The 12,147-nt window shown below is 61.4% G+C and carries 11 protein-coding genes; 4 read left to right on the top strand and 7 right to left on the bottom strand.

Going from position 1 to position 12,147, the window contains the following annotated elements:
• Window positions 1-390: 390 nt before the first annotated feature.
• Together M3I53_RS35980 and M3I53_RS35975 are read right to left on the bottom strand one after the other, a co-directional pair.
• The gene (locus tag M3I53_RS35980; RefSeq protein ID WP_254320532.1) at window positions 391-750 is read right to left on the bottom strand and encodes a DUF6283 family protein; all 360 of its coding nucleotides are present in this window, start codon (window positions 748-750) and stop codon (window positions 391-393) included.
• Window positions 751-946: 196 nt separating this feature from the next.
• Complete coding sequence (locus M3I53_RS35975; RefSeq protein WP_254320531.1) at window positions 947-1,285, bottom strand: H-NS family nucleoid-associated regulatory protein; 339 nt, start codon at window positions 1,283-1,285, stop codon at window positions 947-949.
• A gap of 601 nt (window positions 1,286-1,886) precedes the next feature.
• On the opposite strand from M3I53_RS35975, the gene M3I53_RS35970 reads away from it, so the two are divergent.
• Window positions 1,887-2,501 (top strand): H-NS histone family protein, encoded by a 615-nt coding sequence (locus M3I53_RS35970; protein ID WP_254320530.1) that lies wholly within the window; start codon window positions 1,887-1,889, stop codon window positions 2,499-2,501.
• A 577-nt stretch (window positions 2,502-3,078) separates the two neighbouring features.
• Here the strand turns inward: M3I53_RS35970 and M3I53_RS35965 are convergent.
• From M3I53_RS35965 to M3I53_RS35955, 3 genes are all read right to left on the bottom strand, one after another.
• Window positions 3,079-3,270: a hypothetical protein gene (locus tag M3I53_RS35965; RefSeq protein WP_254320529.1), complete on the bottom strand. Its 192-nt coding sequence runs from the start codon at window positions 3,268-3,270 to the stop codon at window positions 3,079-3,081.
• A 376-nt stretch (window positions 3,271-3,646) separates the two neighbouring features.
• Window positions 3,647-4,162, bottom strand: coding sequence for a hypothetical protein (locus M3I53_RS35960; protein ID WP_254320528.1), 516 nt, complete (start codon window positions 4,160-4,162; stop codon window positions 3,647-3,649).
• Window positions 4,163-4,501: 339 nt separating this feature from the next.
• Window positions 4,502-5,191: a hypothetical protein gene (locus tag M3I53_RS35955; protein WP_254320527.1), complete on the bottom strand. Its 690-nt coding sequence runs from the start codon at window positions 5,189-5,191 to the stop codon at window positions 4,502-4,504.
• A gap of 794 nt (window positions 5,192-5,985) precedes the next feature.
• Between M3I53_RS35955 and M3I53_RS35950 the strand changes: the two genes are divergently transcribed.
• Together M3I53_RS35950 and M3I53_RS35945 are read left to right on the top strand one after the other, a co-directional pair.
• A complete protein-coding gene (locus M3I53_RS35950) occupies window positions 5,986-6,204 on the top strand; it encodes a hypothetical protein (RefSeq protein ID WP_254320526.1) in 219 nt (72 codons plus the stop codon).
• 31 nt (window positions 6,205-6,235) lie between these two features.
• Window positions 6,236-6,532, top strand: coding sequence for an H-NS histone family protein (locus M3I53_RS35945; RefSeq protein ID WP_254320525.1), 297 nt, complete (start codon window positions 6,236-6,238; stop codon window positions 6,530-6,532).
• A 61-nt stretch (window positions 6,533-6,593) separates the two neighbouring features.
• Here the strand turns inward: M3I53_RS35945 and M3I53_RS35940 are convergent, their stop codons facing one another.
• Window positions 6,594-9,053, bottom strand: coding sequence for a hypothetical protein (locus M3I53_RS35940; RefSeq protein WP_254320524.1), 2,460 nt, complete (start codon window positions 9,051-9,053; stop codon window positions 6,594-6,596).
• 67 nt (window positions 9,054-9,120) lie between these two features.
• Entirely contained in the window at window positions 9,121-10,692 is a 1,572-nt protein-coding gene (locus tag M3I53_RS35935) for a DASS family sodium-coupled anion symporter (protein ID WP_254320523.1), read from the bottom strand.
• 145 nt (window positions 10,693-10,837) lie between these two features.
• Between M3I53_RS35935 and M3I53_RS35930 the strand changes: the two genes are divergently transcribed.
• Window positions 10,838-11,575: a GntR family transcriptional regulator gene (locus M3I53_RS35930; RefSeq protein ID WP_254320522.1), complete on the top strand. Its 738-nt coding sequence runs from the start codon at window positions 10,838-10,840 to the stop codon at window positions 11,573-11,575.
• Window positions 11,576-12,147 lie beyond the last annotated feature (572 nt).

Genomic DNA, 12,147 nt, shown 5'->3' with positions numbered 1-12,147 from the left:
ACAGGCCTGCCATATGGATATCCCTTGTGGAGGTGCGGCGCCGGACTGGACTTGGCGGTTGAGGCCGGCGCTGCACCTGTTGTTCTTCTTCGGCAAACGCCTTTCTACCATGCGGACGGCACGCCCCGATGCAGGGCACGTCTCCAGTCGCCCTACGGGCTCCCTTCACCGTGCCCTGCATCAACTAGCCCCGGTCACGATGCGTTGGTCATTTCCGCGAGTTCTTTTTTTGCTCTCGCGTCACACCGCTTCTATGTGACGCCGCCAGATTTGCGCGGATTTAGACCGCCATCGACACCAGTCGCACAGTGGCCTCGATGATGTTCATCACCGGCGCAGGCAGCTGGATCCCCCGACTTTGACAGCAGACTCGTCTTCTTTGGCCTCGTCTCAAGAATTCGACGTTGCACGCAGCTTGTCCAGCACTTCCCGATAGCTGTCATGCAGTTCTGGCCAGTCTACGCCAGGCTCCAGTGCCGCCGAATCAAGTCGACCAGAGACCACTGCCAGGCGCACTGCGGGATGGTGGTGTCCGACTTTCGCCAGCCATCCAGCGCACGCGAATTCCTCGCCTTCCCTGGATTGATGGCACGCAAACATGCTGGCTCCAAAGTCGGGCCCCATGCCGCGGTCATCAGGGCACGTATCGGCCAGCTTCTCTGCCAGAGCGAGATCGAAGTTTGGAATATCTCCTGCACCCGCAGCGCGACGCCAGGGACACGATGCGCAAGGTTTTCCTGATGTTTTCATGATTCAATCGTTGCCCTTAACTTGGACGGACTCCGGAATTCCAACTTCTTGCGTCCAGAAATGGGGCGCAGCCTTTCACCCTGTAACAGTATTTGCGTCCCTCATCTGCCAGGAATGAAATCGCGTAAACGTCCGAACCGATGGGGCAACGAGAGTGATTCCTGACGCTGGATTCTAGCTGGTTCCGGTTCAGCTCTCAGGCGCCAACGCCCTCTGTTTTGATTTTCGCCAGTCTGGTGCCGGCAAACGGGTCGTTGCGCCAGTCGGCGCCGGCGTGTTTGCCTGGTTCCTGGGTTGATGCCGAATCAATTGCAAAATGCTCAAGAGTCTGTCCGGCGCTGGTCGCCTGAACCACCCATTGTGGCGGGGCGCCTTTGCCGTCCCATGAATTGCCAGAGGCGTCGCGGAAACGCACTGCCCGCAACCGCTCCTGATCTGCCGCAATTGACGTGGCGACGTCTTCCGGTTTGATTCCAAATTCAGCCATCCGCCGCCGTAGATAGGCAACGATGCTTTCGCGCTTTCTTTCATCCATTCGGTGTACTCTCCGCGCAACAATCTGTTGTTGAGCAGGTAATTGCAAATCGCGTGCCGCCAGGATACCACGCGACCCAACGCTGCCCATGCTGCAGGCGCGAAGAGGGTGGAGCACTTTTAATCGTTTTGCTGGGAACGGCACACGGCGGGTGTCGCGACTGGCGACCGGTGTGAACCCAGTATAAATCAATCCGCAAGCGACGCCAGGTTTGCTTGCGCGCCTTACGTCATCTTTTGTAGCGTGAACGATTCATCCTGAGGAACGAAGAGGAACTTCGTTCACAGGATCGACGATGCGTGGGTACATGTCTGGACAATTGAGAATTGAGTGTTTTGCTGCAAGGTAGCATTCGAACGGAAAAGGAGCGTTGTAGTACCCGCAGGCAACACCGGACGCAGCTCAATTTTAATCTCCAGTGACAATTTAAATCGCTGCGCACCGTGCGATCAATTTGCACGAGCGTACTGATGAAGTCATAATCACGACCGCGACGATGGCGTCAATTCTGACGGGCAGACCGAACTTCGAAGTGCCTGGGAAATAAGCCAGGGAAGTTCCAGGATCGCATGGACGGTAAACCCCACAGGGAGGAATAGACATGGTTACCTTGGACGCAATCAACTCGAAAATTGCAAAACTCCAGAAGCAGGCAGTAGCGATTGCCGAAAAGCAGTCGTCGGTGGGCCTGACCAAAATCCGCGAGCTGATGCAAAAGCACGGACTGACTGTTGCTGATATTGAAGGCTTCGTCGCTAAACGACGCGGTCGCAAGCCGGCGGCTACGGGTGCAAAGGCAGCAGCAAAAGCTCCCCGTGCGGCCGTGCATCACGTTGCGCCGAAATACGCGGATCCGAAAACGGGCGCGACCTGGTCGGGCCGAGGACTTGCACCGCTCTGGATTCGCGATGTCAAGGATCGTTCGAAATTCCTGATCGAAGCCGGTGCAACGGCAAAGGTCGCCGGCGCCAAGGCGGCTCCCGCGAAGAAGTCTGCTCCTGCGAAGAAAGTTGCCGCGAAACGTGTCGTGGCTAAAAAGGCAGCGAAGACGACGGTCGCGACGAAAAAGGCTGGCCGGGCAGCGGCTGTTCCCGCAAAGGGTGTGCGTGGACGCAAGGCTGCAGCACCCGCGAAAAAGGCTTCGGCACCGCGCAAGGTTGCAGCCAAAAAGGCTCCGGCGGCAGTTGAGACTGCGCCTGAAGTCGCAGCAGCGTAACGGGTAACGGGTGACCCAGTCGTAGCTGGCGGAGCGGGATGCTGGACGCACTGCATTGGCGGCCCGCTACGACTGGTCACTCAGGACCCTCTGTGCGTCGACTTCGTTCTGGCGACGCTACGTATGTACATGAGGAAGCACGGACACCGATCCGCGCGCCTTGAACCCCATGCCACATCGTTTCGAGCTTGTTTCTCTGGCGTTGCCGGCTGATTGCCCACCGGAGGCAGTTCCTTCGGCGGTCAGTCGGCTGATTTCGCTCGCCTGGCCCGGCATGAGCCGCGCACAGCTCGTGGACCGTGCCCGTCGACTCGACATGCATGCTTCGCTGCGGGTGCAGCCCGGTATCGGACCGGATGGGCTGACGCAGTTCAGGCTCACGCTCAGCTTTGCGGATGAGCGTTTCGAACTCATCGCTCACGTGCGTCGTGTTATCCGTCGACGTGCAGGCGCACGACGGCAGAAACCGTCACTACCTCCAGCGCGCGATATCAGGCAACAGAGCCTTTTCTGAGTTTTCACGAAGCCGCACAACAATGCCTTTCGTCAGCAGACGTCCCTGCGAAGATGCGGTCCGCTAAAGAATCTTGAGATTGCGAATCTTTCCGATGCTCGGGGAGCGTTCGACGATCAGGCCGGTGACGAACTCCGGCAACAGCGCGCGCGGCACGTTCGCGGGAATATCGGTCACGAGCTGCGACGGCACCTGAACGATGAATTCTTCCGGCGCTGAGGCCAGGCTATGTTCGTAAGCGACGCGAATTTCCATGTGGTTTTCTTTTCGGGACGTGGTTGTCAGCCGCACAGTTATCGCGCGAAGGCCTATGCAGGGTTGTGGACGCAGTTTAGCGCGGGATACATGAGTCTCCGCTGCATTGGGCGCTACTGGATTGTCTGTTGTGAGCGCTTTCGCGTTTTAGCAGGCAATTGCAGGCTGTGCCGCTCTCGATCCACAAACGTTCGCGACGCGCGCGCGGCGGATTTGGTCTCCATCTATGGGGACCGGTTACCATCGCGCTGGCGGGAACTAACTGTGTGACGTTTGCGCGTGACTTTCTCTCTGACGTATGTCTTCATTCGCCGGCGAGCCTTCATGCACGCCGCACTGACGGATCCGTGGTTTCGGCACGCGATGGATAGTAAGGCTACCGTGCAACCCGGAGTTCACTGTCGTTGGTACGCGTGTCCCGCGCGGCCAGATCAACGAGTTTTCCAAGGTGATCGCTCGCCCGGACAACGATCTCCATGCGGGTCATGCAGAGCTGCCGGTCGTATTCGTTGATCACGGTGGTGAGTCCCGCGATCAACGATTCGGGCACGTGCCACGCCCCGGTGCGATCGGCCTCGCTGAGTACCTCTCCGAGGCCACGCTCAACGCACTCGACCTCCGCGACATCGAGCTGCCCGTGTCCCGCCCGGGTGATGAAGCTCGTGATGATAGCCACCTGCGAGACGAGATTGACGAGGGAGCGGTCCGCCTCACCATTGCGCAGACGCTCTAGCACGATCCGTGCACGCAGCGCGAGATCCGAGGCTTCGTGGCGGGGCATCGGGAGAAAGAGCGACTTGGCGTGCGTTCCGGCAACTGGCCGACGCGTGGATCGAGAGTTCTTCTTGTTGGGCATGTCCGGCAGGCGGTTAATCTGGATTTGACATGTCATATTGAGATCTTCGCCCAGAGATCAAGAGCGACTACCCGATTTAAATTTGCATGACCTGTCAGCGAGTTTGGCGACGGGTCCAGACCAAAGCGGCCGCCCCGTGTAATGGTACCGGCGGTCCTCCATCAATCCCATGGGGCGCCCGCGCAAAGACTGGGTGCAGCGCGGCGAAGCTTCCCGGCCTGGCAGGACTCCCGGGCAAACAGTACCGGGAGTCCATGAGTATGCGATGCAACTAACCGTCGATCGTCATTGCAAACCACGAACGCCTGCCGGCGGCAAAAATCGACGTGCAGCCTGCGACTGACCTGTCAGAGCGTACGTCGAGGCCAGGTAACGTCACGGCGCAAGTGAAAAAGCGCCCAGTTCGGAAGTACGGGTCAGCAGCGCCTGATGGTTGAGATACAACACGTAATCCGACTTGATGATCTTTTTAACGCGTGGCGCATACCAGTAAGTTTCGGTGAACGGCGCATCGTACATGCGATCAAGCTGCCTGGCGTTCACCCCATGGCTGACTATCTTGTAGGCGTCAAATGAACCAGCGGGTACCTGTACCCGCTCGAATGCAACGATCTCGTCGTGGCCGCTGACGTCAATGGCTCCGATCGCGAAACGCCGGACATGATGAAACTCCCAGCTCTTTCCCACAGTCATTGGGAAACTCAGTGTTCCATTGCTTGGCTCATACGTTGTTCCGTTGCCATCCCGCGTCAGGTTTCCCTGATTGTCGTAGTGGTTTTCCTTTGGGGGACCGCCGTTCCAGGAGGACGACACCGTCGTCTGTGTCTCTGTTACCGCGACTACCGTCATGACAAGAGGCGTGCCGGGCCTGGAGTCGGTTCGCCCCCATATGAAGGTCCACGTATCACCGACCTTGTAGCTCGGCGCGTCAGCCGTGGGGGTGCCGGGCGGACTTGCAGGCGCCTGCGCTGTGCAGGGATTTGTCAGGCAGCCGAGCAACAGTGCGGCATGGCACGAGTGCCTCGCGAGCAATGAGAGGTATGGCGTCGTGCTGTGGACTTTCATGAGCAAGCTCCCGAGCGCGAAGACACACGAAGATCTGGCGTTGTGAGTTGGAGATTCTTTTCATTATTGTTCTTTGCCGCTTGTGCGGACGAAGTGTTGTGTGCGGCCAGCCACGCTCCGGCGGGCCAGCTCGCAATCGCCCAAAATTCGCGCGGCGTATCCGCGCTCTCCTGGCTGCCTGGCCGCGGTAAAATCGGTCGCGCGGAAGGCGCACCGTTCGAAGGCATGTCATGTCAGAGGCGATGTTGCGCACGAGCCATTGGAGCGGGAAAACAATGACAGCAGCGCAGCGCGCGCATGTTGCGAAGGTGTGTCCGGAATGCAGGGGCAACATGGCCGGTACCTCTCGCTGCCGCATAGCCAGGCAGCAAGGTCAAGGCGAACTTGTGCATATGTGCCACCGGATAAACAGGAAAAAAGCGTGACTCAACCTTACTGCATTGACGTGTCCTCGCTGGGCGATACCGTGTGGGTGACCGCGCATGACGGCTCGTGTGTGGGGCGATTTAGCAAGCGCTTCGGGATCGACGTGCACAACTGCCCGCCGTCGCCAGGCGTCCAAACTCCATTGACCCTAAAGACTGTTCTTTAGCAGACCTAGCGCTGCAGCTCCAACTGCCGGGATTCGCGCGGAATTCAGACGGGGCCCGTATCGGTTCACAGGATCTGCCACTGACCCTCCGATGCGGGGGACGTTCTACCCCGGACTTCCTTTCCTGGCCGCCGCGGTGCGATGAACACCCCCTTTGTGCGCGAACATCCATGGCATTCACCACGTTTGCCTGAGGCTGCGCGTGAAGCATCTGGCTTTCCATGAATCTGCATACAGCGGTAGCCGGGCACCGGCTTTGTTCCTCTCCATCGTGATTCACAGCGCCCGAGCGTTCGCCATTGTCGATGTGGTCGCGAGGCACCTCTATCTGCAAAAAAAATCCGCAGACAACAGCCTGACGCAATGCCCGGCGACCATCGTCCCGGTTCGGATCAGCGACATACGAAAGTCACTATCATGACCCAGTGATTTCCATATGCGGGAGACGCTTCGTGGCAACGTACAGGGAACTGAAGGCGCAGATCACCGAACTGGAGAATCAGGCAGCAGCAGTCCGTCAGGAGGAGTTCGACGCCGTCCTTGCCGATATCCGTACGAAGGTGGACTATTTCGGTTATACACCTCGGGACATCTTTGGACGTCGCCGTGGCAGGCCGAGAGGTTCAGGCGGCGCGCTGCCAGCGAAATACCGTGATCCGGCAAGCGGCGCCACCTGGTCCGGCAGAGGGCGCGCGCCAAACTGGATCAAGGACGTCAGGAACCGCGACCGGTTCCTGATTCGTGACTAGATGACGGATTCAAACCGGAGCCTGTCGCTGCGGGCGCTGTTCACCTGCGCCTGCGGCGAACCTATTCGAAAGTAATGAACTGGGCCGACGACCACACCTTGCTGTCGTCACGCTGCCGCCCGAAGAAGTACACCGGACGAAAACCAAACGACGCATTCTGCGCTACAACCTCGATGCTACCTGCCAGATCGACCGGCAACGGCCTGCCGGTCAGTCGCTCGACCGCGACGAACAATTCAGTGCCGCCGAGCGCATGTGTTGCGCTACCCCGCGCAAGCAGATCTGGGCCGCGAATCTCGAAGCGAAACGCCGGCGCATGCGCGAACGGATTGCCCGCGAGCGGATCGCCGACCTTAACGAACCCGTCGATGGTGCCTTCGATCACGATGGTCGCTGCGGCAAGATTGCTCACGTCGATCTCGATGCTGTCCGCGTCGCCGTACGTGTCGCTGCTGAATTCGATGTCCGTTGCGCCTGTGCGCCACGCGGATTCCTCGACGTGTTCGAAGCCCTGAGAACCGAAGTTGTGGATCGTGCCGTTGAGAATGCGGATGCGACCACGCCACGCCGCCCAGCGATAGCGGTCCCGAATGCGCGCGCCGCCCCAGCGCACGCGGATCAGGCGCTCTGCATACCCGAGTTCCTCATGCAGGTTGCGCTCCCATATCAGGCCATTGTGGTCATAGGCGGCGACGTATTCCCAGCCGGCGCGTCCGAGCAGGCGGTAATCGAGCGTAGCCGGGCCGCGCTGCCTGAACGCGTCGCCTTGCCAGTGATCGCCACTGCGCACGAGCAGCGCGCTATGCTCGCCTGTCGTCGCCCAAGTGCGGCGTGCGCGTAAGGCCTGGCCGACCGTGCGCCGGTCCAGCGTATCGGCGAGTACGCCCGTGAGTCCGCCATGTACGCCGAAGACGTGCACGCCCGGCGCGCCGCCGCCGGGACGTCCGCGGTGTTCGTCGCCGCTCGCAGCCACACCGAGCTGGTAGCCCCGCGCGATGACGTCCTGGTAGAGCCAGCCGAAGTGCCCCCATGTCGAAGCGATTTCAACGAGCCGCTCGAGCTTCGGATGGTGCCAGTCCGGAATGTAGCGCCGACCGCCGACGTGCGGCATGACGAGATGATGTTCGGCGTCATCGACGTAGGCGTCCCACAGTTCCTCGACGGGCCAGCGACCGAGTTCGACCGCGTTGCCTTTCATGTCCTCGTTCCACACAAGGGTGCGGTTGTGCTCGCCGCGCGCGTTGTACGGAAAACCGGGACGTTCGTCGCCGAGAAATACGACGTTGTGGTCGCCACCCGCCGTCGAACTGCCACACCACTCCTGCACGGGATAGACGACGAAGCGGCCGGGTTCGTTAAACTGATCGACGGCCTCGACGCCCAGTTGCCAGTTCGCGTCCGTGATCTGGAAGTCGTTGGCCGTATAGCCGAGGATATCGATCCCACCAATATCGCGCGCGTACTGCGCGTTGTATGCGGGACTGTTGGTGCCGACCGTGTCGTGCGCATGGACGTGAAGATCGGCATAGAGTGCGCGCGGGGAGGGCAGTGTGGCGTCGACCGTGAGCCAGGCAACGGCTGCGCGGATCTCCGGCCGTGCGGGCACAGCTGCGACGATGTGCAGCGTGCCCCGGTCCGTTGGCAGGTCGTCGAGCGCGAGCGTCGCGAATCCCTGCGCCGGGAATGCATGCTCCCGCTGATAGACCGTTGTGCCTTCTGCGTCGCGGGCGATGACGTTGGCGATGACGTTGGCGGTCAAACTGGCGATCGAATTGGCGACTACCGGCCGTGCATTCGCGTTCGCGCCCAGCTCGCGGCATGCGTTGCCCCAACGATCCTGCAACGCAAGGCGAAACGGCGCAGCCTCGCCAGGACGCACGAAGCGCGGCCCGTTGAGCAGCACGTCCGTTGGATCGCCTGGATGGATGTCGATGGCGATGTCGCCAGGCACTGCAACGAAGCGCGACGTGCCCAGCGGATCGACGTAGAGGCGGAAGCGGAAATCGTCTTCGGAAAACGTCTGGATGCGCGTGCCGGGACCCCGTCGGCGATCACCAAGACGGATCACGATGCGATCGCCTGCGTTCAGATACCCGTCGACGACATCGACGATCACGGCTTTCTGGTACGGCCGCTCGTGGCCTTTCTGGTCGAAGCGCACATTGAGCGCCTGCACCGTGGCGGGACTCTGGCCCGGAACGAGCGGCGCCGCATGATACTCGGCGCTGATGTAGTTCGCCGCGGTGGGGTCGCTTGTCTGGAAGAGCGCCCAGTCCGAGTAAAACTTGAACGTGGCCTTCAGCCACCCGCCATCGGCAATGCCTGACGAGCCGACTTCGTAGTCGAGCACGACTTCGGCCCAGCTGCCCGCTTCGAGTCGCGAAACGCTGCAACGCACGCCGCCGGCGAAGGGGCGCTGTTTCAGTTGCTCATAGAGGCCGACCGGGGCGACATGATCGCCAAGGCGCTCGCGCAGGGCACGCGCGCGGGCGTGCAGACCGGTTTCGTTCGATTGGCTCATCTGGGGTGGGTGCCGATAAGACGGGTAAGGGATCGCGCGCACGTGACCGTGCGAGCGTGCGCGAGTATCAATGTGCAAACGGCCAGGCTGCGGACGCGTCCCACACGGGCACGCCCATGAACGCATACCACGGTGCGATCACGCATAGCCCGTACAGGATCGCAATCAGCACCGAGACTACGCCGACGCGGGCGTAATCGGCGGTGGTGAACGCGCCGCTGCTGTAGGCAATGACGCCCGCCGTGATCTGCGTGGGCAGCAGGTAGGCGAAGCTGTCGGTGTCGCTGACGAGCATCGTGAACGCGACCGGATGCAGACCAAGGCGCGGGGCGAGCGCAAGCGCGATCGGTGCGATCATGGTGACAGCGGCGACGTTGGACAGCATGCCGATACGGATGATGTGCGTACCGGCCATGACGATGCCAATGGCGAGCCACCAGCCATGACCGTGCGCGACGAGATAGATGTGATCGGCGGCCCATTGGGCGAGCCCCGACGAACTGATCGCAGAGGACAACGATAGCGCGCCTGCGAGCAGAAACAGCGTGCCCCAGATCGTGCGTTGTTCGATTTCCGCCCAGCCGAAGCCCAGCACGCCTGGCGCGAACAGGATGGCAAGCGCGATCAGCGCGACGATTTCCGACGACAGATGATGCAGCGGCTCCGTTGCCCACAGGACCGCCACGCCCGCGAACAGGACCAGCGCCAGCCAGTCATTGCGCGAGGCAGGCGGGAGTGCGCGACGCATGGTCGTGAGGGCAGCGCGTCCGCCGGGAATCTGCACGGCACGAGAGCGGAAGTAGTACTGGACCCAGCACTGCGTGATCGCGAACATGCCCAGATACGGCCACTGGAGCTTGAACCACGTGAAGTATGAAATGTGGATGCCGAGCTGCTTTTCGAGCAGGCCTGACACGACCATGTTCGGCAGATGCGCCGTGAGAATGCACATGCCGCTGATCATCGCCCCGTAGACAAGCGACTGGATCACGATGGCTTTTTTCGCTGCACGCTCGCGCGGCGAATCGCCAAACAGCTGGACGATGCCGTTGGTGACGGGCAGCAGTGCGGCCGAGCGCGCATTCGCGGCCGGCACGACCATCGACATCACGAAGTTGACGGCGAACATTGCCCAGATCACGCCGTTGGCGGTGCGCACCTTCAGGCGCTCGAGCAGCGCCAGCGCAATGCGGCGGTCGAGGCCGCTTGCCTGCATGATCGCCGAAAAGAGGAATGCTGCGAGGCAGAGGAACACGACGGGCGCCGCGAAACCGCTTGCAGCCTTCGGAAAACCCGGGCTCGCGTGTGAAAGCACAAGCAGCATCGGTATCAAAATGCCGCTCACGCCGACGGGAATGGCCTCGGTCACCCAGACGATCGCGACCCACGCGACCACGGCGAGCGTGGCCTGGCCGTTCGCGTCGAGTCCGACGGGTGTCGGCATGAGCCACGCGAGCGCGATGAAGGCGAACCATGCGGCCACGAAGCCGAGGCGGGCACGCAGGAGCGCGGCGCCGCTGCGCGGGCCAGCGTGGCCATGAGCGGCCGCAGGTACGGTTTCGCGCGTATGGAGGGCCGCTCCATCATGTGGTGGGCGCTCAACCGGCGGCGCGTTGAGGATCTCGTCTGTCACAGTCATGCTTTCCTGCGTTCGTTATTCGAGCGTCGGTGGGTCTGGATGGCATAATACGTATTAATACAAGTTGGACCATCCAATTGCTTTTCATATCGATATCGCGAATCGCGCGCAAGGCGAGGCGCGAGCGCAGCGAGGGACTTTAATCATGTTGGTGCGGGAAGACGTGACGTCGCTCTATGAGCAGATCGCGACGACGCTTGAGCAGGAAATCGGGCAGGGCATCTATGAGCCGTCGGGCAAGCTTCCGTCGGAAGCCGAACTGGGCGAGCGCTTCGACGTGAGTCGGGTGACTGTCCGGCTGGCGCTCGGCCGTCTGGTGGAGACGCACGTCGTGGAGCGCAAGCAGGGCAAGGGCACGTTCGTGAAGCCCCGGCGCCTGCGGCACCGGCTCGACGTGTTGCGCGGCTTTTACGACTCGCTGGCGGCGCAGGGTGCGCGGGCCAGCATGGAACTGCTGCGCATGGATGCGTGCGCGGTGCCGCCCGGCCTGCGCGAGACCTTCGCTGCCGATGTCACGCATTGCGTGTATCTCGAACGCCTGCACCGCGTCGATGACAAGCCAGTCGCGCTCGCGCAGACCTGCCTGCTACCCGAGGCAAGTGTCATTTCGCGCGAGGAAGCGCAAGTTCTCCCGTCGTACGAGATGCTCGAACGGCTGCCGGGCTGGCATATCGTCGATGCCGACATGACCATCACGGCGGTTGCCGCGGCGAGCGATATCGCCGCGTATCTGGAAGTGTCCCCGCGTGCGCCGCTGCTCGTGCTGCGCCGGACCTCGCGACTTGCTGACGGGCGCGCGTGCGAGGCGACGGTGTTCCATATTCGCCCTGAGCGTTTCGATCTGGCCGTACGCAGCGGGCTTGAGGCGCGCGTGGTTGGCTAGGGGCGCCAGGGCTCGGGTCGCTATCAGGCGACCGCGATCGACCCCGGCGGTCACCAGCAGGGGCGGAAGCGGTCGTCCCAGGATGAATCCATGGCTTGAATCGGCAACAAATCAGCGCGGCAAAGGACATCTGCAGCGCGGTTGCCCGCTTATGTGTCTGTGCCTGACAGAACGCTTTTATAGTGCGAGCTTGCGACGTTTACCGCAATTTGCCGAAAAACGAATTCGCCAATACCGCCGCCGATCATTACTCAAACAATCTGGGGGTCGGCAATTGCGCCAATGCTGGCGCCCTCGCCGCTACATAGGGCGCACGCCTGCAATCCTGCCCATGCCTGCCAGTGGGCCAAAATACGACGATAGGCACGTCGCCACAATGGCAGTTTCCCCGCGCCGACTCCGTTTTGATCCCGATGCCGAGATCCTCTTAAACCAGACGGATGTCGACCTCACCCTGGAATGCTTGGCGTTTGCAACTTCGGCGACCGGCGCATGGGCGCGTCAGCAACTAGTTCAGTCTGGCGTCGGCAGTAACAGTCGGCAGAGCTGGTTGCCGAATTCTGCCGCGACCA

This window comes from Paraburkholderia sp. CNPSo 3272, assembly GCF_024206495.1.
Lineage (GTDB): Bacteria > Pseudomonadota > Gammaproteobacteria > Burkholderiales > Burkholderiaceae > Paraburkholderia.
The sequence above is the reverse complement of the archived record's forward strand: the minus strand, read 5'-3'. Positions and strand labels throughout refer to the sequence as shown.